The following is a 25308-nucleotide window of genomic DNA, read 5'->3' as shown; positions in this document are numbered from 1 at the left end:
TCGCCATATTTTTTTATTTTACAGGCTGATTAAACTTTAACTATGGAAAAAGGACGTTTAGAAGCATTTAGCGATGGGGTAATTGCAATCATCATCACTATAATGGTTTTGGAGCTGAAGGTGCCTCACGGGGCAGATATCAAATCGTTGCTGCCACTGTTGCCTGTTTTTGGTAGCTACATACTTAGTTTTGTTTATATAGGCATCTATTGGAATAACCATCACCATACCATGCAGATTGTTGAATCGGTAAATGGCGCTATCCTATGGGCCAATATGCATTTGCTTTTCTGGTTATCATTGATTCCGTTTGTTACCTCCTGGATGGGGGAGAATCATTTTGCCCACTGGCCAGTTACCTGTTACGGAATTGTTTTGATTATGTGCTCATTAGCCTATTTGTTGTTCCTGATGGCTCTTATCAGGCATCACGGCCGCGATTCGTTGCTGGCACAGGCAATTGGAAAAGACCGGAAAGGTACCATTTCAACCATTATATATGCGGTTGCAATTATTGTTTCATTTTTAAACTCAAAGGTTGGCTTCGCCCTTTATATAGTTGTAGCGTGCATCTGGTTCACACCCGACAAAAGGATAGAAAAGAAGATAGAAAAGAAGATAGGAATTGAAGAGCCGCCTTGTAAGTGAAAAGTCATTGGTCATTGTGTCATTGGTCATTAGTGCCAATTTAAGAATGCCCTTTCTTTTAAGGAGTCATTGGGCATTGTGTCATTAGTCATTTGTGCCAATTTAAGAATGCTCTTTCTTTTAAGGAGCCATTTGGCATTGTGTCATTAGTCATTAGTACCCAATTCACTAATGACCAATGACTAATGCCCAATGCCCCCAACTACGTTGTTTGTAAATTATTTACGGATTGTGGGGCTTCTGCTTTCTGCGACAGGGCAAACCATAACGCCAGGATGCAGCCATAGCTGCCACCGCGTTCAACCCACTCAAATATTTCATAATGCGGGTAAAACAGCTCGCTGATAATTTTCCAGGTTAAAAACACCAGCAATACCGGGCGGATAGGTTTTATCAGCACGGCTGCTGCTGCCGCAATTTCTAATGCGCCAATTAAATGGGCGACACTTGCAGGGTTACTAAAGCCAAGGTTTGTGTATTGCCCCATAAGGCCCTTCTTCTCGATCAGGTTAAGCCAGCCGTGGCCTGCAAGCAGCAGGAATACTACTGCCTTTAAACATGATGTAACTCTTGATAATACTTTGGGATCAACCCCAATATTGGGGTTAATAGGAGTAAACAGTCTCTTAATATTTAATTGTATGCCGCCTGATAATAGCAGAAGCGCTAATGGAGCGCCAAAGTTTCCGGCGCGTTCAATAAATTCGGCAAATGGCTCACCAGACATTGGGCGTAAGAAGGCTGTTACCATACCCCATATTACCAGCCAAAGAGGGATGATCCTTAAAGGATATATCAGCATAATTATGCCGCAAAGAATATCAAAGCCGCCAAGCCAGGGCATTAGCTGGTAGGCCATTACCTTACCTATGCCAAACACAGCAAAGTAATTACACCATATTGCTTTGGTAATTATTCCGAACGATCCATGGCCTATGAAGCACATAGCTATTGCAAAACGTAATGTATAATGAAGTTTTTGTTGAAGATTAAAATTCAGCATGTAAAATGAAAACTTAAGCCCCGTATATTGATTACAGAGCAGGTTAGCAAAAATGTTAATTTAATGATAGTTAACAAAACATTTTTGGAGGCTGATGTGGGGTGTCAGTATAATATTGGATAGGATTGGAGCAGTATTTGGTATTACTACTTTGCAAAATAGTAACCTGGGCCGAAAATTTAAACAATGTTACAGGGTAATTATATTTACCTATGTCGATTGCTTTACCAAAAGGAACATGGTCTTTTTTATTAACTGGAACATCGGCGATATGACTGGCATTAATGATATTTTGATTAAACAGCCTTGTTTTTTCGTAATTGGGAATGCACATCAGGTAAATGGTATCCCTGGTCAGCTTAAGTTTTACATAGTTGTAACAGGTATTTTTAAACCGGATCTGCCCGTTTATTTTTTCAAAATAATTCCAGCTTTGGGTTACTCTTGTATGTGAGGGGACTTTTATTAGCACCAGGTCATGCACATTATACAAGTTTTTACCTATCCGGTCATTAAACAATTTATCAGACCGGTAAACAAAAAATTGATAGAGCAAAAGATGCCCGCAAATGGTGAACATTTGCAAACTAAGCAATGCAATAGCGATCAATTTTTTCAATTGTTTAATTTTAATCGGGAAACAACCCTAAAACTATCAGAAAAAAATTAGAAATGAAAGTTTTACAGATCATTTATAGCCGATTTAACAAAAAGTAATATAGGTTTTGTAGAGCAGTCAAAAAAATTGAATAAAAAAAGCAGCCATTTACATAGCTGCTTTTTAATATTTTAATGATGGAGTGATGATTAAAAATGAACCCCGATTCCAAAAGTGCTCTGGATCTCGCTTATAGGTTGTTTTGTTACAATGCGGCCAGTATTTCCAAGCGCCGAAACATCACCAGTAGTAGAAATTTTAATCCCGTCAGATTTTACGTAGTTAAATCGCACGCCAATATCCCAGCCATCAGCAAATGCCCAGCGTAAACCAGCTTTGCCACCATATGCAAAAGCCGAACCTGTTGAACTGTTTTGGGTAATAGTTTGTGATGTATTGTTCTTGGAAACGTATATGGTAAGCTGCGGAGTTGATGAGCTTTTAATTAACCCTGCATCAACACGCAAGTCAAGGATAAATTTACCATAGGTAAAGGAGTATTGGGGGCCACCCATAAAATTTAAGTTATGGTAGCGGTTAACACCCTGAACTAAGGTAGAGTTAACTTTAAGCACATTGTTATAACCATTAGCAAGAAGCTGTACATCAGGAGTAGTTAACTCACCCTGATCCTGGAATGAAATAAGTGCACCAATGGCCAAATTTTTATAAACATAAACTGCACCTTCAAGCCCAAAAGTTGCGCCACGTTTAGCAAACCCGGCCTGGTTGTTTTCATAGGTTTTTTGACTGAAATTACCCATTGGATTTGACAATCCGCCTATAAGTGCGATATAGCTTTTAACATAATCTTTAGGTTCAGAATCCTGCGCTTTGGCATAGAAAGAAATAAGTGTAATAATTGAAATTAGTGTAAGTGTTTTTTTCATTTTATGGTGTAAGGAACGTTTTATTTAATGATGAATAAATATTATACTTATGCAGGCCCATCGGTTATGCAAACGTATAAAGGAATGCAAAAGTATCCATATTAAATCTTAAAAAATGTTAAATTATAGCTATAACCCAGCTATACTTTATTAAGGCGCTAAAATAAGGCTAAATAATCATTCAAGGTATAATTCTTTTAATTACTTCAATAATCAAGCTTTTAAAATAGCCGTATACGTTAACAAGCCATCTTTTTTTATTGAAAGATGGCTTGTTAACGAGTTGTTTTTAGCTGGCTGTTTCTGAAAATTTACAAGAGCTATAAAACTATAATTATTGAATATCCCACCACATCCGGCTGGTTATTTTGTCCCCGCCCATTGCAGCTGCGGCTGCGTTGTAATTTGTTGTGTTAACCTGTTTATCAACAGAAGAGTAATACATTCTTCTGGGTATTACACCGGGAGATTGGCTGCCCGGATAGGTTACAGCATTTAAAACAGGGAAACCTGTGCGGCGATAATTGGCCCAGGCTTCATATTCATTAAAAAATGTGCAGGCCCAAAATTGGGTGTTTATCATATTCAATCCATCAGTATCGTCATAAGGGTTTGCAGCTAAATAGTCGGTTATATCACCATCGGCTATTGAACCACCGCTTCCATAAATGGATAATTCAGCCATGGCAGCTCTTACACCGTTATTGTAATGATCTACTGCGCTGCCAATACCCCAGCGCTTTGCCGCATCAGCTAATAAAAACTCCGACTCGGCATAAGTTAAAATTAAAGTTGGTGCAGTAGCATTAAATATTATAGGGCTTGGGCGTGAGTACAAATTTGTATTACCCAGGTAAGGTGGTGGCCCAAGGTAGTTAATAATGCCGTGCGCAGTGTTTCCGTCATCATATCCATTTGGCAAACCGTTTTGATCTGCAGGATCAGATGATCCTCCTGAAGGGTCACCCCCTGGTGTAAAATCCGGCGGATAAACGTACGATAAAACAGGTAGCCGGGGGTCATTATTGTTCTTCAAAAAGTCAATGAAAGTATTACTTATCTGTCCTGACAACTGTATGCTGCCATCTTCACCTATTCCACGATAGATCCTGTTTATGGTAAGCGGATCATTGGTGCCATGAGCCACAATGGCATTGTCATCATTACTTTGCATTGTTTTTCCTGCTAGCTTAGTAACATAGGCTTTTGCAGTAGCGGGGTCAACCTTTGTTAAACGCATGGCCATACGCAGTAACAGGGTGCTGCCAAATTTTTTCCATTCGGCAATCTGATCATCGGCGTGCGCATAAAACAGATCACCCGTGGGTTTATCGGCGTTTTCATCAAGGCTGTCGGTTGCCTGTTCCACCTCTTTTAACAAGTCAGCATAAATATCCTTTTGTTTGTCGTATTTAGGAAAATAAATGCCTTTAGTATAAGCTTGCCCCGCATTAAAATAAGGCACATCACCATATACATCAGTAATGCGTTCAAATGATAACGCTTTCAATATTCTCGCTATCTGGTGTAGATTTTTATATTGAGGCTTACCGGTTGTATTGGTATAAAGATCTACAGCATACTTTATGGTGGAAGTATAAGTATGGTCAAAAAATGAGCCCCAACCTCCGCTGGTCGGTGCGCCAATGTACTTATCGCCAAAAAAATACCCGGAAGTTGAAGCCCAATGCTGGATCATACAGCCGGCGCCCTGGATCTCGGTTTCTTCCACCTCAATTGCGTTATCGGTACTGCCGGTATAATAAAGCTGGGTTGCTGTAAGTATGTTATTGGGATCAAATACGTTAACAGATACAGAGTTAGGATCGGTATTTGTTTTTATCAGGTCTTTTTTGCACGAAACAAGGGCCATTAGCATAAAGGCACTTGCAAGTATATATATGGATTGTAATTTCATGTTAAGCAGTTTATTAATTTTTTCAATAATCATCTTAAAATTTCACATTAAGGTTAAGCCCGAATGTCCTGGTATAAGGTACCGTAGCTTGTTCAATACCCTGGGGACCGTTTGAATAATTAGATTCCGGGTCGATATTTGGCGTATGCTTCATAATGGTAAACACATTCCTGGCAACAGCACTTAATGTTATGCCTTGTATTTTATTATTGAACATACTGGCCGGGAAGGTATAGCCTAATACAATCTGTCTTAATTTAATAAAGCTGTCATTATAAAGGAACATTGAGCCATTATTACTCAATGCATTATAATAATCCTGCGGATAAAGCTGTTGGGTTCCATATCGAAGATCCCTGCCCGGAAGCGTTTCTTTAGACAGGCCATATGTATAAGCGTAATAGTTAGTGCCTGAGAAGATCTTTCCGCCAAATTTTCCATCTACCAGCACAGAAAGATTTACATGTTTATACCTGAATTCAGTAGTTATACCGGTTGTCCACGGGCTAATTCCTGATCCAAGATCTTTATAAGTAGCAGTAGTTGGGTCAGGTGCTCCTGTTTCAGGATTAATGATTGGCTTGCCGCTTGCATCCCGTGCCGGGTCTAAAGCAAAGATCTGGTAAGCAGATTTACCAACTACTTGCGACATGTAAGCTATCCCATTACCTTCGTCTTCTCCGGCACGTGAATACCCAAGAGGATAATTACTTGAGCCGTTTGAAAGGGTCAATACCTTATTATCATTAAATGTAACGTTAAGGATCTCTGTCCAGCTGAAATTTTGTGTTTTAACCGGTGTGCCCGATACTAAAAACTCAATACCTTTATTTTGGATAGTGCCTGAGTTTAGCAAAACGGCATCATACCCGGATGTTTTGGAAGTAACGGCAGGTATAACTTCCCTTGACTCTTTCTTGTCATAATAGGCTATATCAAAATGGAGCCTGTTTTTAAAAAAGGTCAATTCTGTTCCTATTTCAAACTCTTTTGCCGAAGAAGGCTCTAAAGCTGAATTTGGTACAGTGCCTCCATTGGATATATTGCCTATGGCGTGCCCACTTAAATTACCAATATTATTATAGCCTAATAAAGTTTGATAAGGTGAATCAGCCTCTCCACCCACGTTAGCATAGCCAAGTCTTAACTTTCCAAGGTCCATCCAATCTAAATGAAGCAGTTCAGAGAAAACAAATGAACCGCTTAAAGAAGGGTAAAAGTAATTTGTTTTACCTGGAGCAAGTGTTGAATACCAGTCATTACGACCGGTAACGGTTAAATATAAGTAGTTTTTATATGAAAGATCAAGCGTGCCGTAAATGGATTTATTTACCACAACCGGCTTACTTTGATATTCAGTAGGGCTGGCAAGGTTACCAACTGTGTACAGATATGGTGTTTGAAAGGTATTACCTGTAGCATCAAGCTGATCTGTAACAGCTTTCCTGGAGTTAGCGCCTACCAGGGCTGCGATGTTAAAATCTTTGGTGACTTTAAACGATTTGCCAATTATGGCATCTATGTTCAGTTCTGTAGATTTAATGGTTTCCTGGGTCATAGCTCCGTCCGACTGGTAGGCCGTGCCGTTAGGAGTTACTATAGTATTAATGTCGTTAAAGTAATCTTCACCTGCTCGTAATTGGAGATACAGGCCATTGTCAAAAGTATATTTGGCATCTGCCGATCCTATAAAGCGGTTACGATTAGTATTATTGATGAACTTGTAAGCCACAAAATAAGGGTTGGTAGTGTACGCATCATCTAAAAATTGATTTTCAGAGCCATCAGCCTTGTAACCCGGCGCCAGGGATGTTACATTCACATTTGGAGGGAGGAACATTGGGGCAAAGTTTAAACTGCCGGCAGCATCTGATACACTTGGCCTGTTGTGGGTAAACGCATTAATGTATTGTGCTTTTAACTGTACATCAAAATGTTTATCAAACTTGTAATTTGCAGATAATGAAAATGATTGCTGCTGGTATCCGGCATTTGGGATAATACTATTATTATGCAGATCGCTTGCTGAAAAGCGGATGCTCCCGTCGTCACCAAATGATTTACTGAAAGATACGGTGTTTGTTGCTGCACCGCCATTTTTGTAAAAACGATTCATGTTACCAGAAACAGCAGAATAAGGCCTTAAAACCCCATCAAACTGGTAAACTTGCGAGCCATCAAGCTTTGGGCCCCAACTTGATAACCCTAATTCAAAGGCTTGGCTGCCTGTAGCAGGTTTAACCCCGTCAGATCCTTGTCCGTAAGTTTTTTGCCAATCGGTGTTATCAATAACATTTTGAATAACATAGTTTGAATTAAACTCAATACCTGTACCTTTTGCGTTTTTACCTGATTTTGTGGTGATCAATATAACACCTTTGCTACCGCGATATCCATATAACGCCGAAGCGGCAGCTCCTTTTAATACCGAGATTGTTTCAATGTCATCCGGATTGATGTTGATAGTACCATCACCGCCATCAGAGCCGCCGTAGCCACCGCCAACGTCAGTTTGCCTGTAGGTGCTGTTTTGCATAGGGATTCCGTCAATTACATACAAAGGCTGGTTTGAGCCTGTGATGTCTGAAATACCGCGAATTATTACGTTTGCAGAACCGCCCGGGCCTGTTGCTACATTGCTTACGTTAACACCGGCTACTTTTCCTTCCAGTCCGTTTACAAAGTTGGTTTCACGGGCTTCGGTAAGTGATGATCCTTTTATTTCTGTCACCGAATAACCTAAGGCCCGTCTTTCTCTTTTTATACCTAAGGCGGTAACCACCACATCTTTTAATTGCTCAGATGATGGTTGCAGTTTAGCATTTACTACTGACCGGTTTGCTATAGCTATTTCGGTTGTTTTATAACCGATGTAGGTAAATACTAATGTGGCTGCAGGATCTGCCGTAATTGAATAGGTTCCGTTTACATCTGTAAATACACCTTTTGTGGTTCCTTTTATGCTTATGGTAACACCGGTAAGTGTTTCGTTGGTTTGTGCATCAGTAACCTTACCTGTAATAGTGACAGAGGTACTTTGAGCAAATGCTGCGCCGCTGAATAACAAAGTAATGAATGTTAGTAAGACAATACTTTGAAAGGACGAAGCAAATTTTTGAAAGTAAAGTTTTTTTCTCATAGAGTAAAATTTGGAGGTAAAATCTAATTTTGTGAATTAAAATTAATTTGTGGATAAGAACGGGGCCCCATTATTATACATAATAACGGAAAATTGGCTTATAATTAAGATATATTAGCTAATCTAATGATAATATTAAATTAAAAGTTTATACAAATTGATATAATTTTGTACCATATTCGTTACTTCAAAGTAATCTTAATATTCATTTTCAGGTTATTAACTGCATCTTGCAGGTATGCTTATATTATGTGAATAACTGCCTTTAAATCAAACGACACTTAATATATTAGCCGGATCACAAATAAAATAATATGCAAGTCCGCGAAGAAAAAGAGCTGGTAAAAGCTATTGTCAAAATGTCAAAGTATGTGGTTTTTATCGCATTGGTGGCTGTAGTTTGCATAGTTATTTTAATTTCTGTTTTATTAGATGCCGACCCGGTAAACATTCCGCAACAACTTACCAAGTCTGATACAGCGTCACCTGTTCCTGCGGATCCAAAATCATCAGCATCAGATAAATCTTCAAGGGCCATCCCTGCCGATGCATGGAAAGCCCCTGGTGCAGGCACTATACCTGCCGGTAAAGCCGGAGAGATGATCAATTACGGCCGGGAACTGATTGCCCATACGGCGAACTATTTAGGGCCAAAAGGTAGCATAGCACAAATTAGCAATGGAATGAATTGCCAGAATTGCCATCTGGATGGAGGAAGCAGGCTATTCGGAAACAACTTTGCAAGCTTTATATCAAGTTATCCTAAAATGAGCAATCGCTCGGGTAGAGTTGAGCCTGCAACTGAACGGTTTGTAGAGTGCTTTAGGCGGAGCCTTGGGGGTGAAAGCCCGGACACTTCAAAAAAAGAGATCAGGGCAATGCTGGCTTATATGAAATGGATTGGCCGGGATGTTAAAAAAGGGCAAAAGTTATTTGGTAATGCTACAGAGAAACTGCCTTTTTTGGACGGTCCGGCTGATCCGGTTAAAGGAAAAATAGTATTTGCATCAAAGTGCAAAAGCTGCCACGGTAATAACGGCGAAGGCGTGCTTGCGGCAGATAAAATATCGTATACCTATCCGCCGCTATGGGGTGTGCATAGTTATAATGATGGGGCGGGAATGTATCGTGTAATAAACCTGGCTGGCTTTGTTAAAAATAATATGCCTTATGGAGCAACGTATCAAAACCCGCAACTAACTGACGAGGAAGCATGGAATGTAGCTGCCTATATAGATTCGCAACCCCGGCCGCACAGAGACCAGCATAACGACTGGACTGATATTAATAAAAAACCAATAGATTTACCATTTGGCCCTTATCCTGATTCGTTTAGTGAAAAGCAGCACAAGCTGGGGCCTTTTAAACCTATAGCAGCATTTCAGAAAACACATATCAACACAAATAAAAACTTATGAAAAAGTATATTTTAATTGTAGCAGTATTTGCCTTAATAACTTTTGCCGAACAAGCCAGGGCACAATCAGAAGGGGCCGGTTTTACAGGTGCACAGCCTAAACTGGACCATTATGATGCTTTATATGTGCTGAATTCAAGCGATGAGAAAAAAATAAGGGGTACGCTCCGCAATATGGATAATGCCTTGGATGACCCGCGCTTAAAAGGTAAACTGCACATGGAACTGATTGTATTTGGCGATGGCGTTGCCGTTTACATGAAATCAGGAGTATATGAAGAGTTATTAAAAAAATTGGCGGCCAAGGGCGTAATATTAGCTGAGTGCAGTAACACGGTAAGAGAACGTAAGATAGATAAAAACGAATTGTTCGATTTTATATCTTACGTACCAAGTGGTAACGGCGAAATTATTTTACGCCACTATGAGGGCTGGGCAGTGGTGCATCCGTAATTAAAAGATATATGCTTCTTTGTTCAGGCGGCGGCATAATAAACAGGCCATAGGTATTAGCGCCAGGTATATCTGTACATAGCTTATTTTCAAGGCATGATTTATTCCGCAGCCTGATTTTTTTTTCGGTATTTGGTAGGAGAAATGCCCATTAGCTTGGTAAACATTCGCGAAAAATAATACTGATCCTCTATCCCTAATGTAATCGCTATTTCCTTCACAGCCATGTTTGTAAATGATAGGTACTGGCAAGCTTTCTGAATTTTAAGCTGATTGAAATATTCAATAGGCGAGTGTCCGGTTTTTGACTTGAAAATAGCAGAAAAGTGTGATGCAGAGATATTTACAAATGCAGCAATCTCTTCCAGTTTAATGGCTACGTTGACCTTTTGTTGCATATAAGCAATTGTTTTACTTACCACATCATCTTCGGCCTTATCAATATGGTTGAACTTATTTTCATAGATCAATGAAGAGAGAAAATGATAAAAGATCATATTTACATACCTTAAAGTATCCTCGCTATAGCCTTTTTCAAGGTTAAAACAAATCTCCTCAAATAGCTTTATCCTGTCCTCATTAAAAGCCAAATGCGGTTTATAGTTCTCCGAATTTTTCAATATCAGGTTGATAATAAATCCGGCTGTATCACCTTTAAAGTGCATCCAGTAAATAGTCCATGGTTTATTTGTATTTGCTGCGTACCTATGTGGGGTATTTGCCGGAATGGCGATGAATTGCGAAGGCGATAGCTCAACCCTTTTTTTATTGATCTCGAGCCAGCCGTTTCCTTCTGTACAATAAATAATAATGTGCTGGCTAATCCCCGCGGGGCGTTCAACATAATGAAATTTAGCTTTCGGGTAATAGCCAATATCAGTTATATAGATCTGCCGGGTTACCGGGTCCTTACTTAAGAAACCCGTGATGATCTTTTTAGGCAGCACAATAAGTTTCTGTCCTTCAAAGCCTTCGCGTCTTTTTATATCTTTATTTGTCTGCAGCATTATCAACAAATCTAATAATTGCCATAATATAATCCATCATTATAATAATAATACCTATTTATTTGCCCGTTTAAATCATTGAATTTTACAATGCCAGTTATAGATCCAATGATCACACTTGAAAAATTCGGAATTTACGATGATAAGGAGCTCTTGTTGTTCACAGTAAAAAACGCAAACGGAGCCTTTATTCAACTCACCAATTATGGAGCGACAATAGTTTCAGTAGTGGCGCCTGGCAGGAATGGAGAATTAGAACACGTGATAGCCGGCTTTGATGAGCCGGAAGATTACCTGGTTGACAAATGTTATATAGGATCAACAATTGGGCGATTTGCCAACCGGATAGGAAATGCCGCCTTTAAGTTGGATGGTAAGCAATACCACCTTGAAGCAAATGATAATACCAATACTAATCACGGGGGGGGTAGCGGATATAATTTAAGGGTATTTGATTATAAAATTGAGGATGATAAGCTGATTTTTACATTGAACAGCCCGGATGGGGATGGTGGGTTTCCGGGTAATCTTGGGCTAACAGTCAGTTACCAATGGACAGAAAATAATCAGCTTAAAATCACTTACCTTGCAGAAACCGATCAGCTAACCATTGCCAATTTTACCAATCATGCCTATTTTAACTTATCAGGAAAAGGGGGCTCAATGCTTAATCATCAGTTAACCATTTATGCAGACCAGGTACTGGAAACTGACAAGGAATACATTCCCACCGGAAAAGTAATTCCGGCGGGTAAAAGCGCTCTTTCAGTGGATAGGATAGGAGATAAGATCAAAGAAAATAAAGGTGAGGGATTTAATCATTATTACATCCTCAATAATCAGGATGACAACATCCGGTTAGCTGCTGTTTTGGATGATGAAAATTCAGGGCGAAGACTGAATGTTTACACCACTTATCCGGGATTAATGTTTTATACCGGAGATTTTTTAGAAAGCATTTATCCCGGGCATTTGGGTAAGCCTTATAAACCTTTCGATGGTTTATGCCTGGAATGCCAGTATTATCCTGATGCGCCAAACCATGATTCATTTCCATCAGCCGCTTTAAAACCGGGTGAGCAATACAGAGAAGAGATTATTTATGAATTTACTTTAATTCCCGATATTCAAATATGAACCAAGCATCAACATTTAACAGCCGGTACATTATTGGCATCTCGTTTATTTCGGCCCTTGGCGGTTATTTGTTCGGGTTTGATTTTGCCGTTATATCCGGAGCGTTGCCTTTTTTGCGGGTACAATTTGCGCTTGATGCCTGGTGGGAAGGTTTTTTAACCGGTTCATTAGCATTGGGCTGTATTGTTGGATGCCTGATTGCGGGCCGGGTTGCTGACCGTTATGGGCGTAAACCCGGACTAATGACTGCAGCCATAATTTTTGCAATCTCATCTATCGGGGTAGCGCTTGCTCAAACACTTACCTGGTTTGTGGCGATGCGCTTTGCTGCCGGTATCGGGGTGGGTATGGCCTCCATGCTTTGCCCTATGTATATTGCAGAGATCTCGCCGGCTGCGGTGCGGGGGCGTAATGTGGCCATCAACCAGCTTACCGTTGTTATCGGGATCTTAGTTACTAACCTGGTTAATTATTTTTTGGCGGATAAAGGCGTGGATGCCTGGCGCTGGATGTTTGGCCTCGGGGTTGTTCCATCCGCAATATTTTTAATAGGGGTAACATGGCTGCCTGAAAGTCCACGCTGGTTAATTAAAGCCGGTAAAGTTGAGCAGGGAAAACGAGTACTCGATAAAATAGGTTCGGCGGTTTTTGTTCAGCAAACTTTTAAAGCCATTGAACAGTCAATGGTTGGGGCCGAAAAACAAAGCTACAAAGCTGTATTTGAAAAAAGTGTACGCCCTGCCGTTATTGTAGGCATCACCCTGGCTGTATTTCAACAGTTTTGCGGGATAAATGTGGTGTTTAATTACACCTCAACCATATTTGAGTCGGTAGGCGCAAACCTTAACCGGCAGCTTTTTGAAACGGTTGCTATAGGCGTGGTTAACCTGGTATTCACCCTGATTGCCATGTGGCAGGTTGATAAACTTGGTCGCAGGCCATTAATGCTTGGTGGCGCGCTTGGCTTATCGGTAGTGTATATCATCCTGGCATTTTTATTACAAAATCATTCATCTGCCGGGCTGGTTTCCATATTTGTTTTATTGGCGATCAGCATGTATTCTATGTCGCTTGCACCGGTTACGTGGGTGCTTATCTCCGAGATCTTCCCTAATAAAATTCGTGGACTGGCATCATCGGTTGCAATCGTATCATTATGGGGAGCTTATTTTATACTGGTTTTTACTTTTCCTATCCTGGCCAAAAAGCTTGGCGCTTATGGTCCGTTTTACCTTTATGCGGGGATCTGCTTTTTAGGCTTCTTGTTTATTAAAGGCAAGGTAAAGGAAACTAAGGGCCAAACATTGGAAGAATTGGAACAACATTTAGCAGGACACTAGGTAGTGCAGAGGTATTAATTATAATAAATTAACGTGAGTTTGATATGAAAATAGGTGGAACATTCTGATTATAAGCTACTTGTACTTATTTAATTCTTGATAAATAGCTAAATATTTGATAATCAGAATGTTTCACTTTATTCCAGGTGTTCCGCATGTAAAAATGGAACGCTTTGCCGGGATGGATACACATACATGGAGGGCAAAAGAAGCGCGAAGTTCAAGTCCTCTCTTTTGGAGAGGATTATTCACAGCATGATTGGTTTTATAAGGCATTCACGAGTGCTACGTAGTTTAGGCGAGGCGGCAATGAGTATATTATAATAATTTTAATAATAATGAATGATTTAGCAGTATCAGTTTGGGAAGAAAAGGTAATTATACCAACCTATGGCATTGGCAAGCCGGACAAAAACCCCATGTTTTTTGAAAAGCGGGTGTACCAGGGAAGCGGCGGCGTGGTATATCCCAACCCGGTTATTGAAAAGATTGAGGATGAAAAGGCCGACAAAGAATACATTGGGCTGTTTTTAGAAAATAAATATCTCAGGATAATGATCCTGCCTGAGCTTGGCGGACGCATCCAGATGGCTTATGACAAGATCAAGCAACGTCACTTTATTTATTACAACCAGGTGATTAAACCAGCTTTGGTAGGATTAACCGGGCCATGGATCTCGGGCGGGATTGAGTTTAACTGGCCGCAGCACCACCGCCCCAGCACCTTTGAGCCTGTTGATTATACTTTATCTGAAAATTCCGACGGTAGCAAGACCATATGGATTAATGAAGTGGAAAAAATGTTCCATACCAAAAGCATGGCCGGCTTTACTTTATACCCTGATAAAGCTTACATAGAAATCAACGCCAAATTATACAACCGCACTAGTTTGCCACAAACGTTTCTCTGGTGGGCCAACCCGGCAGTAAAGGTAAATGATCACTATCAGTCGGTTTTTCCGCCTGATGTTAATGCTGTTTTTGATCACGGCAAACGCGATGTTTCTGATTTTCCAATTGCTACTGGTACTTATTATAAAGTTGACTATTCGCCGGGGACGGATATTTCCATGTATAAAAATATCCCTGTACCTACATCATACATGGCCATTAACTCAGATTATGATTTTGTTGGCGGTTATGAGCATGACAGCAAAGGCGGCTTATTGCATGTTGCTGATCATCATGTATCTCCGGGTAAAAAACAATGGACCTGGGGCCACAGCGATTTCGGACAGGCCTGGGACAGGAACCTTACTGATGAAGACGGCCCGTATATTGAACTGATGACAGGGGTGTTTACGGATAATCAGCCTGATTTTAGCTGGCTGATGCCCTACGAGGAAAAATCATTTACGCAATATTTTATGCCTTACCAGGAGTTGGGCATGGTAAAAAATGCCAGTAAAGACATCCTGTTGGCAGCCGACAAAGCAGGGAATAACCTAACTATAAAGGTATACGCAACATCTACACATGAAGATATCAAACTAACCTTGTTTATAAAAGAACAGGAAGTATTTAAAGAGGCAATAACGGTTTCGCCTGAGATGATCTTTAATAAAGAATTACCGCTTGAAAATGATTTTGATGAAAATGAGCTGTTAATAAAAGTCTCTTCTGTAGATGGAAAGGAACTGCTTCGGTATGAACCTGCAGGCAATCGTAAAAACGAGATGCCGGCAGCTGCAAAACCAGCTTTGCCGCCAAAGGAAGTTGCCAGCACAGAGCAGCTATTTTTAACCGGGCAGCATTTGGAGCAATACCGCCATGCAACCTATAATCCGGTAGATTATTATGAGGAAGCTTTGCGCCGCGATCCGTCAGATGCGAGGAATAACAATGCAATGGGTAAGTGGCTGTTAAGCAAAGGGCAATTTGCCAAAAGCGAACATTATTTTAGAAAAGCGATTGAAACCATAACGCAACGCAATCCCAACCCATATGATAGCGAACCTTATTATAACCTGGGTTTATGTTTAGCCTATCTTGAAAGGGAAAATGAAGCTTATGAAGTTTTCTATAAAGCAACATGGAGCAATGCGTGGAAAGACAGCGGTTATTTTTCTGTTGCATTGATTGATCTGAAAAGAGGCCATTATGAAAAGGCTTTGGAGCATATCTGCCAATCGCTTGACAGGAACCGCAACAATAGCAAGGCCTGGGTAGTAAAGGCGGCCGCTTATCGTAAGCTGTTGCTTTTTGACAGCGCCCTGCAAACGGTGAATGAAGCTTTAAAACTTGACAGGTTTAATTTGGGTGCACTTTTTGAGAAAGCATTGATCAGCAAATTAAACAGCCAGGATGATAAGGCAAAACGATTGACAAACGAGTTGCTCATACTTTCACGGAGAGATGAACGGAATCTGCTTGAATATGCATTGGATTATGCCGCATCCGGTTTATATGAAGAAGCTGATCAACTATTGGCGTATGCCGTAAAAGAAACCGATACCAGCCCTATTGTGTTTTATACTTTGGGTTGGTTTAGCTATAAAGCAGGCAATCAGCAAAAGGCAAAACAATGGTTTGAAAGAGCCGCTGCTGCCAATCCTTATTTATGCTTTCCAAACCGGTTAATTGAAATAAATATTTTGCAGGCTGCTATTAAAATGAGTCCTGCAGACGCGAAGGCATTCTATTACCTCGGTAATTTGTTTTATGATAAGCGGCAATACACTGACGCGATAAACTGCTGGGAAGCTTCGGTACAAATGGATAACGCATTCCCTACCGCTCACCGGAACCTGGGTATTGCCTATTTCAATAAACAAAACGATCCGCAAAAGGCACTTGATAGCTATGAAAAGGCCTTTTCGCTCGACCCAACTGATGCACGTGTGCTGATGGAACTTGATCAACTCTACAAAAGATTAAACCGGGCGCCGACACAAAGATTAAAGTTTTTGGAAGATCATCTCACTGTAACAGAACAGCGGGATGATACTTATTTGGAGCGCATCGGCATGTATAATTTTATAGGTGATTATAAAACTGCCCTGGATTTAATTGAAATGCGAATATTCCATCCATGGGAGGGCGGAGAAGGTAAAGTTTCATACCAATACCTCTTAAGTCTGGTTCAATTGGCTAAGCAGTTTATCCAGCAAAAACAGTATGAAAAAGCCATTGAATATTTAGAAAAGGCTCAAACCTACCCGCATAATTTAGGTGAAGGAAAACTTTATGGCGCACAGGAAAATGATATTGATTATTGGCTGGGTTGCGCTTACTCAGGATTAAATAAGCAGGAATTAGCAAACATGTATTTTATAAAAGCAACCAAAGGGTTAAGCGAACCATCTGCCGCCATATTTTATAACGATCAGCAACCTGATAAGATCTTTTACCAGGGGCTTGCCCATAAACAGCTTGGCAATAATGAAACTGCAAATACCATTTTTAATAAACTGGTAGCATATGGTATTGAACATACCGATGATGAAGTAAAGCTGGATTACTTTGCCGTATCGTTACCTAATCTGTTGATATTTGATGACGATTTGGATCTGCGTAACCGTATTCATGCTTGTTTTATACAGGGATTAGGATATCTTGGTTTGGGAAGGACAGAAGAAGCAACTCAAATGTTTAATAAGGTACTTGAATTGGATGCAACACATTCAGGAAGTAAGGTGCATTTGGAAATGGCGAAAAACGTGGTTTAAATTAGAAATATATCGTAGAGACGCGATGCATCGCGTCTCTACGACGTACTGCCATAAAATCAGCTCTTTAAATCTTTAGGAACCATACCATATTTCTTCTTAAATGCTGCCGTAAAATGGTGCGGATGTTTATAACCAACCAGGTCGGCTACCTCGTTAACATACATTTTTTCATCAATTAAAAGCCGTTTGGCTTCCTGCATTCTCAAATTGCTCAGGTAGCCAAAAACGGTAGTGTTAAATAACTCTTTAAAGCCGTTTTTTAGCTTCATTTGGTTAATGCCCGCTATTCGTGCAAGTTCGGGAATAGAATACGGATTATTATAATTTAGTTCCATGTAAGCTTTTACCGCATGCAGGCTTTCAATATCCCTTGCTTTTAGCTTTGATCTCCTTGCAATTTCCAACTGGTCTAACTGATTAACCTGCATCAAAAAAAGCTCTATGGCTTTTGCTTCAAGGTAGATGCCTTTTAAATAACCCGTATAAGGCGAGTTTCGCATTTCATTAATAACGCCATACATAGCAGGGTTCATTTGAGCCGTAAAATCCAGGGACGGTGTGCTCACGGTTGTATGCTGGTGAAAGCTCGACATAAACTCACTTTCATCGGTCATTATATTATTAAAGAAATGATCGCTCATGATCAGCTCAAAGAACGAACAACCTTTGTCTTTTGTAGGCGGAATCCAAAGCTCATATGGCCCGGCATCTTCACGGTATATAACGAACTGCTTTTCCCTGATATTCTTTCTTTTTAAATCAACAACAACTCTTGGGTCATACATCCTGAAATGTGAAATAATAGCAGACTTATCCGGGTGGAACAAAAGGACTTTTTCTTCCGGATTAACGTAAGCGCCCCATTTTAAATCAACCTGGCTTAGGGTTACCTCATCCAGTTGGATCCGGTACCCGGTTTCATCATGGATGATCCTTTGCTGCTCATAAACTCCGGATTGATTCATGCCGTTCATAATAATTCCTTTTGCGTTGATACCACTTCCTTTTGCGTTTACAGCGCTTTTTGGCAGCCCATACCTTTGAATATCAAAAGTAAATGATAAAAATGGAAAACAAAAAGTATATCACCGTATTCGGTGCTACAGGAAAAATAGGTGCAGCGTTAATTGAATATTTATCAGGAGCAGAACACCCGGTAATTGCTGTTACCCGCAATAAAAGTAAAGTCGCTGCAATGCCATTTGTTGAGTGGATGGAAGCAGATATGGCAGATAAGGAAAGCCTGTATAAAACAATGGAAAATAGTAAGGCCTTATTCCTATTATCAGGCCATAGTCCCAATTTTGTAGAGGAGCAAGGCAACGTGATAGCGGTTGCCCGGGAACAGGGAGTAAAACATATTGTAAAATTATCATCAGGAGGTGCTGATGAAAAGTCGCCGTTTTATATTCCGGGTTTATTGATAGCCCGGGTGCACGCCGATGTTGAGACCATATTAAAAGCATCAGGCATTGCATATACCATTCTTCAACCAAATGGCTTTATGCAAAACTGGCTGGGTGCACTGTCAAATTCAGTTAAAAACCAGCGGAAAATTTATGAAGCAACCGGCGATGGCAAAAGAGCATATCTTGATCTGCGTGATATTTCGGAGGTAGCGTTTAAAGTATTTACTGAGCCAGAGCAGCACATCAATAAATCCTATTTGCTTACCGGTGGTGAAGCGTTGAACTTTAGCCAGATAGCTGTAATAATTAGCAAAGTAGTTGGTGAAAACGTTACCTACGTTCGGCTTAGTAGCGATGAAGCCAGGCAGCAAATGGAGCAAAAAGGAATGCCGGAAATGGCTGTAAAATCTTTGCTTTTGTACGCAGAAGCTCAGCGTAGTGGTAAAACCCCATTTGTAAGTGATATAGTACCGCAAATATTAAACAAGCCGGCGCGTACCGTAGCGGATTTTATAAAGGATTATGCCGCTTGGTTTAAATAGGTAGTTTAAAGATGTGTATGAAAGATGAAGAAAAATTTGCACAGCAACATGAAGTGATGGTTATCCTGAAAAAAAAGCAAAACTGTTTTTTGGAGAATGAAAATGTGCTCATGACAACGCATTTAGTCTATTATAAAAATCTTTACGAGCGCAAAAAAATTGTAAGGTATGGGAAAGTGCTAAATGACGATAGTATTTGTATTTTGCTCAATGTATTGTCTGATCTTGATTTTGAGCAGCTGATAATAAGCGATCCTGCATATGATAAACTTTTTGAAATAGTTAAGGTGACCCCGTTTGTTAATGATGATTTTATGCTTTAAAAGATAAGTATGAAGGTTAAAAGAATTGTGGTAAATATTGAAACGCAACATGTTGCGGCAGCTAAGCTTTTTTATGAAGATGTGCTTGGCCTTGATGTGTTAATGGATCATGGATGGATTGCTACTTATGGTTTGGACGAGCAGCAGCAAGTACAGATCAGCTTTGCTTCACAAGGCGGTAATGATACCCTGGTTCCACATCTTTCCGTTGAGGTTGACGACTTAGATAGCGCCCTTGAGCGGATTATAAATGCCGGCTTCCCTGTTGAATACGGCCCGGTAAATGAAGCCTGGGGTGTAAAAAGATTTTACACCCGCGACCCATTCGGCAAGTTGATCAATATTTTGCAGCACTTATAAAGATCTTAATTTTAAGCAATCTGTAGCAATTGCTACAGGTTGCTTAAAATTTCTACAACGCCAAACACCGATGTTCCTCTTAAAACCAGGATTTTTTTTGAATCGTAAGCATTCATGGCATTTGTACGATTATCTTCTACCGTAGCAAAAAATTGAGTGGTGTTGCTTTCTATCCACCAGTCATTTGGCACGGCAATTTTAACTTCGCCAAAGCATTGTGAAATATCCAGTACTGCCACTCCAGCAATATCGGCATTAGTAAAATCCAGCTCGGTAGCACCAAATATGTTGCTAACCCTGCCACCCCTGAAGTCTTTTGAGATGATGTTCTTTTTGATTCCGCCAAAAATGGTGGTTGTATTTATATAATCGTCATTAGTGAAAACAAATGTTGCTTGATTGTTCATGATCTTAAATTTTAATGTTGATCAAAACTAACTGATGGGCTTTAGGATGAGAAGATAAAGCTTGCAGAAGGAGGAAAGATGTCGGTAAATGAAGGGGTTGGATCGGTAAAAATCATCACCTGGTGTTTCACCGGTTATGAATTTGGTTGCAGCAACCGGATTTACTTACAGTTATCATCCACCTAACATAAATTCCCCAATAAAATAACAATTTGATAATCCCAAATTTTAGGCAAGTACACTGCATATCTATTTCTTTGAGTAATAATCACTTGCATCACAATTAACTATTTATCCCCCTAAAAAAAGCTGAAAGATTATGCTCAACGTATTAAGTGCAATCACACTCCCGTTGCTTGGTGAAGTTAGTTTAAGCGCTTCATTAACCATTGTTTTTTTTATCTGCCTGCTGGCAGTTGTTGGCTTTGAATTTGTTAATGGCTTTCATGATACTGCAAATGCTGTAGCTACGGTTATTTACACCAAAGCATTAAAGCCTGTTTATGCTATTCCGTGGTCGGGTTTTTTTAACTTCCTTGGTGTTTTTCTTGGTGGTGTAGCGGTCGCAATGGGCATCTTAAAGTTGCTACCGTTAGATGACCTGATGAAGCTGCCCGTTAGCGTAGGGGCCTGTATGGTATTGGCCGTTTTACTGGCATCAATTGTATGGAACCTGGGCACCTGGTATTTAGGCATCCCATGCTCAAGCTCACATACGCTTATAGGCGCTATGATAGGCGCAAGTATTGCATTTACCTGGTATTATGGTGGTGCAGGTGTTAACTGGGATAAAGCAAAAGAGATAGGATTATCACTAATCCTGTCGCCTTTAATTGGTTTTGGGGCAGCAGCCTTGCTGATGCTTTTTTTAAAGAACGTGGTAAAATCAAAGGCCCTGTTTCATATCCCACAAGGCGAAAATGACACACCGCCAATCCTTGTACGTATATTGCTGATCATCACCTGTACGTTGGTAAGCTTTTTTCACGGCAGTAACGATGGCCAAAAAGGTGTAGGCTTATTGATGCTGATCCTGATTGCATTTTTACCTGTTAAATTTGCCGTTAATCATTCTATTTCAAACGATAAGATCCTTTCAGCATTAAACAAAACGGAGCAGGTGATCAGTAAAAATACTGCTTCTGCTGTTGGGAAAACTCATGCTTTGATCCTTCACCTTGATTCTGCCATTGTGCAAACCAAAACTCAGCTGGTAAGTAAAAACCCTGCTGATACAGCTAAAACTTACAAGTTCCGTAAGGAAATAAAAACGGTAGTTAAAAGCATAGACGGACTTGTTGGCGATAAAGATTCAAAGTTTGCCAAAGAAGATGTTGTAATACTGAAATCAGCCTCAAAAGATTTAAACGGACTAACAGATTTTGCACCGATCTGGGTAATAGCTACTATATCTGTTTCGTTAGGTATTGGCACCATGGTGGGCTGGAAACGGATTGTGGTAACCATTGGCGAGAAAATAGGTAACGAACATCTTAATTACGCACAGGGCGCAACTTCCGAAATCATAGCCGCATCAACCATTGGGCTAAGTACTGCGTTTGGTTTACCGGTGAGTACCACACACGTATTATCAAGCGGTATTGCGGGCTCAATGATGGCATCAGGCGGAAAGGGTAATTTAAATAGCAAAACTTTAAAAAGCATAGCGCTGGCATGGATCTTAACTTTGCCGGTAGCAATTATTTTATCGCTTTTATTATTTATGTTCTTCCATTTATTTATTTAATGTAACCGGTAATACCTAAATTTAACACTATCAAAAAATGAAACAGATACTTGTTGCAACAGATTTTTCAAGCAGTGCAGCCAATGCAATGGAATATGCTATGGCGCTGGCTAAAATATTAAATATGGAAGTATGTGCCATAAACGCTATCCCGTCAATGGAAGGCGTTGGAAATAACATATACAATGCTATTTTTATTGAAGATTATCATAATAATAAAAGGCAGGCTTTAAGGGAGTGGGTGGCTACCTATTCTGCAGATAGCGAATATGCTGATATACCCGTAACCTCTCTTTGCGAAGTAGGCTCGTTAAAAAGCGTGATAAGCGATTATATAAATCAACACCATGTTGAATTGCTGGTGATGGGCCTTACCGGTTCAACCGGGATTACCGGCATTGTTGGCAGTAACGCCAGTACAATGGTTGAAGCCGTTAAAATACCTACGCTGATCATCCCGCTGGAAAGCAAATTTTCGAAAACACCGGTAATCACGCTTGCAACCGATTATGAAACCAGGCTTTCTGCTGATGATGTGAACGCACTGAATGAAATGGTGTTGGCTTTTGGATCAGAAAAAATGAAGGTGCTGTACGTTGCTGAGAATTCGGAAAAGAAAAATATTGAGACCGAAGAGAGCAAGCTGCAGGAACTGATTAAAAACACAACCCTTGAATTTAATTATATTACTAACAGCAGCACTTTAAGCGGGATACTAAGCTTTGTAGAAGTAAATGAAATAGATATACTTTGTTTGGTAAAACATCACCACAATATAGTTTACCGTTTATTTAACCGTAGTACCATAAACCAGGTAATGAACAAATCGGTAAAAGCTATTTTGGTGTTACACGAATAAGCTTTATTCGCAATACCAAACAACAAAGCCGCCTATCAGGTGGCTTTGTTGTTTAAAACGGATTTTAATCCGTTGAGCTAATCATAGCCCCAAGAGCCATCGGCTCGGCCCATTTTGTGGTAACAGATTTTAATCCGTTGAAAATCGAATTATAATTCCCAAGAGCCATCGGCTCGGCCCATTTTGTAGTAACAGATTTTAATCAGTTGTTACCCCCACATCGGCACAAAAATCGCTGAGGTATCTGTTTCCTGCCGCCAATTGTAAAATAAGGTTGTTTTAGTTTCACCTGCTTCCGGCGAAACTTCGGGAGCTGCTGTTTGATCTTCTTTTTTCGGGTTTTTCGAATTATCTGTAGTATTTATATAGGCATCCTTGCTAAAGATGGTTGATATGGCTTTTATATTCATGGTGTTAAATTTAATGTTGAGCAAAACTAACAGATGGGTTTTGTCACGCGAAGTCAAACCTTGTGAGAGGGGAGAAGTTGTCGGTAAACGAAGGAATTGGGGCGGTAAATTATTTTGGCGATCCGTTCGATTTTAAATATTTTTTAAATAAAACACGCATAAATCAGTAAAAAATCTAATATTTGAATAAAGGCATTAAGTTGCATTATTTAATCCTAAAACCTTTAACAACGGCGCCTCTCCGCAAAGAGGATTCATGATGAAAAAAAATGAGACCATTGACATCGCCATTGTAGGCGGTGGCGTTTCGGGTGTTTACAGCGCATGGAAGCTTAAACAAAAATACCCTGCAAAAAAAATTATTGTATTTGAAGGTGGCGACCATATAGGCGGTCGTTTGCTGTCTGTTGTTCCGCCAAATATTCCCGAAATGGTAGCAGAACTTGGCGGAATGCGCATCCTTGAAAATGCCCAGCCGCTGATAGTTGCGCTGATCAAAAAGCTAAACAAACAGCTGCCGGATGATAACCAAATAGAATTATATGATTTCCCGGTAGATGAAAATCAAAATATAGCTTATCTGCGGGGCGTATATTTAAGATTATCAGACTTTGCATTGAACCCTGATAAAGTTCCTTATAAGCTTTCATTCCTTGAAAAAGGTGGGTCGCCGGGCGGCATTATTGTAAATGCTATTGAGCAAATAGTACCCGGAATTACCAATCCTAAGCTAACCGAAGAAGAAAGGCGCCAGTTGGCTCAAAAAGCCGAATTTGCCGGAGAACCGCTTTATAAGCAGGGCTTTTGGAATGTGCTGTACCGCGTTATCAGCGGCGAGGCTTACCAGTTTGGGATGGATGCGGGCGGTTATAATTCAACCTTATCCAACTGGAATGCTGCCGATGCTATTCCATGGTTCCTGACAGATTTTGGAATAGTACCGCAATACAAAGGCTTTAAAAAAGGCTTTCAGCAGATCCCTAAAACATTGGCCGACTTTTTTGTTCAGCTGGGTGGCGAAATTCATTTGAATACTAAATTAAACGGTTTTGAAACAATTGACGGCAAGTTTCATCTGGCTTTTAATGATAGTACCGTTGTTGCCGATTCATTAATCCTTGCCATGCCGCGCCGCTCGCTTGATCTGCTTGCGCCGGGCAGCCCGGCGTTGCAGCAAATAAAGCAGTTGATCAGCAGCGTTACACCGCGCCCGCTGTTTAAATTGTTTACCACGTATGCTAACCCATGGTGGATGGCGGCTGGCTATACGGATAAAGCAACAGGCAAATTTGTCCCGGTTGAATCGGGTAGGAGTGTAACCGACCTGCCGGTTAGGCAAACCTACTATTGGCCAAAAAATAATGGCAAGCCAGCCACGAAAGGCGAATCAATGCTGCTGGCCAGCTATGACGATGGCAACAACATCGGTTTTTGGGATGGCCTGCGCCCCCAACGCAAACAAGCCTGGGCCGAAGGCCAGGCCCACGCCAAAATTGAGGACCCGTTTTTAGGAGAAGCCAAAAGCGACAAAGCCGACCTGGATTGGTTCGAATACCAGGCCCCAACCGCCATGGTTGATGAAGTAGCAAGGCAGCTACAACTCATGCATGGCCTTAGCCATACACCTATTGTTAAAAACGCCGCCTTCCGCGATTGGGGCGAAGACCCTTTTGGCGGCGGCTGGAACAGTTGGAACATCGGTGTAAAAAGCTCGGAGGTACGGGATCAGATTACACAACCCATTGATAATTTACAGCTTTACATCTGCGGCGAAGCCTACTCGGATGCCCAGGGCTGGGTGGAAGGCGCTTTGCAAACGGCGGATATAATGTTGAAGAAGATTAATAAGAAATAACTATACCATACCGTTCCCGCAGGGTCTCGCATCGCGGACCCTGCGGAGTATTGCGTTGATGGTGTGGAATAATCAGCAGTTCAATCAGTTTGGCTTTATACATTATCTCCCGTTC

General features: G+C 40.5%; 21 protein-coding genes. 12 read left to right on the top strand and 9 right to left on the bottom strand.

Going from position 1 to position 25308, the window contains the following annotated elements:
* Window positions 1-42: 42 nt before the first annotated feature.
* Window positions 43-648 carry a TMEM175 family protein gene (locus BUE31_RS24830; RefSeq protein ID WP_073406566.1) on the top strand — a complete coding sequence of 202 codons (606 nt, stop codon included), beginning with the start codon at window positions 43-45 and terminating at the stop codon, window positions 646-648.
* A 202-nt stretch (window positions 649-850) separates the two neighbouring features.
* On the opposite strand, the gene BUE31_RS24825 is transcribed toward BUE31_RS24830, so the two are convergent.
* The 5 genes from BUE31_RS24825 to BUE31_RS24805 form a co-directional block, all read right to left on the bottom strand.
* Window positions 851-1651 (bottom strand): hypothetical protein, encoded by an 801-nt coding sequence (locus BUE31_RS24825; RefSeq protein ID WP_143167251.1) that lies wholly within the window; start codon window positions 1649-1651, stop codon window positions 851-853.
* A 70-nt stretch (window positions 1652-1721) separates the two neighbouring features.
* Window positions 1722-2270 carry a hypothetical protein gene (locus BUE31_RS24820; protein WP_143167250.1) on the bottom strand — a complete coding sequence of 183 codons (549 nt, stop codon included), beginning with the start codon at window positions 2268-2270 and terminating at the stop codon, window positions 1722-1724.
* A gap of 188 nt (window positions 2271-2458) precedes the next feature.
* A complete protein-coding gene (locus BUE31_RS24815) occupies window positions 2459-3199 on the bottom strand; it encodes an outer membrane beta-barrel protein (RefSeq protein ID WP_073406563.1) in 741 nt (246 codons plus the stop codon).
* 334 nt (window positions 3200-3533) lie between these two features.
* A complete protein-coding gene (locus BUE31_RS24810) occupies window positions 3534-5117 on the bottom strand; it encodes a SusD/RagB family nutrient-binding outer membrane lipoprotein (protein ID WP_073406771.1) in 1584 nt (527 codons plus the stop codon).
* Between the two features lie 34 nt (window positions 5118-5151).
* On the bottom strand, window positions 5152-8256 hold the full coding sequence (locus BUE31_RS24805; RefSeq protein ID WP_073406562.1) for a SusC/RagA family TonB-linked outer membrane protein: 3105 nt from the start codon (window positions 8254-8256) through the stop codon (window positions 5152-5154).
* Window positions 8257-8570: 314 nt separating this feature from the next.
* Here BUE31_RS24805 and BUE31_RS24800 point away from each other — a divergent pair, with 314 nt between their 5' ends.
* Window positions 8571-9674, top strand: coding sequence for a c-type cytochrome (locus BUE31_RS24800; RefSeq protein ID WP_073406561.1), 1104 nt, complete (start codon window positions 8571-8573; stop codon window positions 9672-9674).
* Window positions 9671-10126, top strand: a complete 456-nt coding sequence (locus BUE31_RS24795) for a DsrE family protein (protein ID WP_073406560.1) — start codon at window positions 9671-9673, stop codon at window positions 10124-10126. The genes BUE31_RS24800 and BUE31_RS24795 overlap by 4 nt, the downstream gene beginning before the upstream one ends.
* A 101-nt stretch (window positions 10127-10227) precedes the next feature.
* Here the strand turns inward: BUE31_RS24795 and BUE31_RS24790 are convergent, their stop codons facing one another.
* Window positions 10228-11133 (bottom strand): AraC family transcriptional regulator, encoded by a 906-nt coding sequence (locus BUE31_RS24790; protein ID WP_073406559.1) that lies wholly within the window; start codon window positions 11131-11133, stop codon window positions 10228-10230.
* A 90-nt stretch (window positions 11134-11223) separates the two neighbouring features.
* Here BUE31_RS24790 and BUE31_RS24785 point away from each other — a divergent pair, with 90 nt between their 5' ends.
* The 3 genes from BUE31_RS24785 (at window position 11224) to BUE31_RS24775 (ending at window position 17278) form a co-directional block, all read left to right on the top strand.
* Window positions 11224-12270 carry an aldose epimerase family protein gene (locus BUE31_RS24785; protein WP_083620297.1) on the top strand — a complete coding sequence of 349 codons (1047 nt, stop codon included), beginning with the start codon at window positions 11224-11226 and terminating at the stop codon, window positions 12268-12270.
* The gene (locus BUE31_RS24780) at window positions 12267-13610 is read left to right on the top strand and encodes a sugar porter family MFS transporter (protein WP_073406558.1); all 1344 of its coding nucleotides are present in this window, start codon (window positions 12267-12269) and stop codon (window positions 13608-13610) included. Before BUE31_RS24785 ends, BUE31_RS24780 begins: the two co-directional genes overlap by 4 nt.
* Before the next feature lie 338 nt (window positions 13611-13948).
* Window positions 13949-17278, top strand: a complete 3330-nt coding sequence (locus tag BUE31_RS24775) for a DUF5107 domain-containing protein (RefSeq protein WP_073406557.1) — start codon at window positions 13949-13951, stop codon at window positions 17276-17278.
* Window positions 17279-17337: 59 nt separating this feature from the next.
* Here BUE31_RS24775 and BUE31_RS24770 read toward each other — a convergent pair whose 3' ends face one another.
* On the bottom strand, window positions 17338-18246 hold the full coding sequence (locus tag BUE31_RS24770; protein ID WP_234997903.1) for a helix-turn-helix transcriptional regulator: 909 nt from the start codon (window positions 18244-18246) through the stop codon (window positions 17338-17340).
* 101 nt (window positions 18247-18347) lie between these two features.
* On the opposite strand from BUE31_RS24770, the gene BUE31_RS24765 reads away from it, so the two are divergent.
* The 3 genes from BUE31_RS24765 to BUE31_RS24755 are packed head-to-tail and all read left to right on the top strand — an operon-like array spanning window position 18348 to window position 19915.
* Window positions 18348-19232, top strand: a complete 885-nt coding sequence (locus BUE31_RS24765) for an NmrA family NAD(P)-binding protein (protein ID WP_159440743.1) — start codon at window positions 18348-18350, stop codon at window positions 19230-19232.
* 17 nt (window positions 19233-19249) lie between these two features.
* On the top strand, window positions 19250-19555 hold the full coding sequence (locus tag BUE31_RS24760; protein WP_073406554.1) for a hypothetical protein: 306 nt from the start codon (window positions 19250-19252) through the stop codon (window positions 19553-19555).
* Window positions 19556-19564: 9 nt separating this feature from the next.
* The gene (locus BUE31_RS24755) at window positions 19565-19915 is read left to right on the top strand and encodes a VOC family protein (RefSeq protein ID WP_073406553.1); all 351 of its coding nucleotides are present in this window, start codon (window positions 19565-19567) and stop codon (window positions 19913-19915) included.
* Between the two features lie 32 nt (window positions 19916-19947).
* On the opposite strand, the gene BUE31_RS24750 is transcribed toward BUE31_RS24755, so the two are convergent.
* The gene (locus BUE31_RS24750; RefSeq protein WP_073406552.1) at window positions 19948-20322 is read right to left on the bottom strand and encodes a LiaF domain-containing protein; all 375 of its coding nucleotides are present in this window, start codon (window positions 20320-20322) and stop codon (window positions 19948-19950) included.
* Between the two features lie 319 nt (window positions 20323-20641).
* On the opposite strand from BUE31_RS24750, the gene BUE31_RS24745 reads away from it, so the two are divergent.
* Window positions 20642-22069, top strand: a complete 1428-nt coding sequence (locus BUE31_RS24745; RefSeq protein ID WP_083620293.1) for an inorganic phosphate transporter — start codon at window positions 20642-20644, stop codon at window positions 22067-22069.
* Window positions 22070-22106: 37 nt separating this feature from the next.
* Window positions 22107-22928, top strand: coding sequence for a universal stress protein (locus tag BUE31_RS24740; protein WP_073406551.1), 822 nt, complete (start codon window positions 22107-22109; stop codon window positions 22926-22928).
* Between the two features lie 209 nt (window positions 22929-23137).
* On the opposite strand, the gene BUE31_RS24735 is transcribed toward BUE31_RS24740, so the two are convergent.
* Window positions 23138-23338: a hypothetical protein gene (locus BUE31_RS24735; RefSeq protein WP_073406550.1), complete on the bottom strand. Its 201-nt coding sequence runs from the start codon at window positions 23336-23338 to the stop codon at window positions 23138-23140.
* Window positions 23339-23594: 256 nt separating this feature from the next.
* Here BUE31_RS24735 and BUE31_RS24730 point away from each other — a divergent pair, with 256 nt between their 5' ends.
* Window positions 23595-25193, top strand: coding sequence for a flavin monoamine oxidase family protein (locus tag BUE31_RS24730; RefSeq protein WP_200801984.1), 1599 nt, complete (start codon window positions 23595-23597; stop codon window positions 25191-25193).
* The last annotated feature ends 115 nt before the right edge of the window (window positions 25194-25308 follow it).

The organism is Mucilaginibacter sp. OK098 (assembly GCF_900142915.1).
GTDB lineage: Bacteria > Bacteroidota > Bacteroidia > Sphingobacteriales > Sphingobacteriaceae > Mucilaginibacter.
Note: the sequence above shows the minus strand (reverse complement) of the source record. Positions and strands in the feature narration are given on the sequence as shown.

Coding starts and splice junctions, on each gene's coding strand:
- BUE31_RS24830 (WP_073406566.1), top strand. CDS start 43: ATGGAAAAAGGACGTTTAGAAGCATTTAGCGATGGGGTAATTGCAATC.
- BUE31_RS24825 (WP_143167251.1), bottom strand. CDS start 1,651: ATGCTGAATTTTAATCTTCAACAAAAACTTCATTATACATTACGTTTT.
- BUE31_RS24815 (WP_073406563.1), bottom strand. CDS start 3,199: ATGAAAAAAACACTTACACTAATTTCAATTATTACACTTATTTCTTTC.
- BUE31_RS24810 (WP_073406771.1), bottom strand. CDS start 5,117: ATGAAATTACAATCCATATATATACTTGCAAGTGCCTTTATGCTAATG.
- BUE31_RS24805 (WP_073406562.1), bottom strand. CDS start 8,256: ATGAGAAAAAAACTTTACTTTCAAAAATTTGCTTCGTCCTTTCAAAGT.
- BUE31_RS24800 (WP_073406561.1), top strand. CDS start 8,571: ATGCAAGTCCGCGAAGAAAAAGAGCTGGTAAAAGCTATTGTCAAAATG.
- BUE31_RS24795 (WP_073406560.1), top strand. CDS start 9,671: ATGAAAAAGTATATTTTAATTGTAGCAGTATTTGCCTTAATAACTTTT.
- BUE31_RS24790 (WP_073406559.1), bottom strand. CDS start 11,133: ATGCTGCAGACAAATAAAGATATAAAAAGACGCGAAGGCTTTGAAGGA.
- BUE31_RS24785 (WP_083620297.1), top strand. CDS start 11,224: ATGCCAGTTATAGATCCAATGATCACACTTGAAAAATTCGGAATTTAC.
- BUE31_RS24780 (WP_073406558.1), top strand. CDS start 12,267: ATGAACCAAGCATCAACATTTAACAGCCGGTACATTATTGGCATCTCG.
- BUE31_RS24775 (WP_073406557.1), top strand. CDS start 13,949: ATGAATGATTTAGCAGTATCAGTTTGGGAAGAAAAGGTAATTATACCA.
- BUE31_RS24770 (WP_234997903.1), bottom strand. CDS start 18,246: ATGAATCAATCCGGAGTTTATGAGCAGCAAAGGATCATCCATGATGAA.
- BUE31_RS24765 (WP_159440743.1), top strand. CDS start 18,348: ATGGAAAACAAAAAGTATATCACCGTATTCGGTGCTACAGGAAAAATA.
- BUE31_RS24760 (WP_073406554.1), top strand. CDS start 19,250: ATGAAAGATGAAGAAAAATTTGCACAGCAACATGAAGTGATGGTTATC.
- BUE31_RS24755 (WP_073406553.1), top strand. CDS start 19,565: ATGAAGGTTAAAAGAATTGTGGTAAATATTGAAACGCAACATGTTGCG.
- BUE31_RS24750 (WP_073406552.1), bottom strand. CDS start 20,322: ATGAACAATCAAGCAACATTTGTTTTCACTAATGACGATTATATAAAT.
- BUE31_RS24745 (WP_083620293.1), top strand. CDS start 20,642: ATGCTCAACGTATTAAGTGCAATCACACTCCCGTTGCTTGGTGAAGTT.
- BUE31_RS24740 (WP_073406551.1), top strand. CDS start 22,107: ATGAAACAGATACTTGTTGCAACAGATTTTTCAAGCAGTGCAGCCAAT.
- BUE31_RS24735 (WP_073406550.1), bottom strand. CDS start 23,338: ATGAATATAAAAGCCATATCAACCATCTTTAGCAAGGATGCCTATATA.
- BUE31_RS24730 (WP_200801984.1), top strand. CDS start 23,595: ATGATGAAAAAAAATGAGACCATTGACATCGCCATTGTAGGCGGTGGC.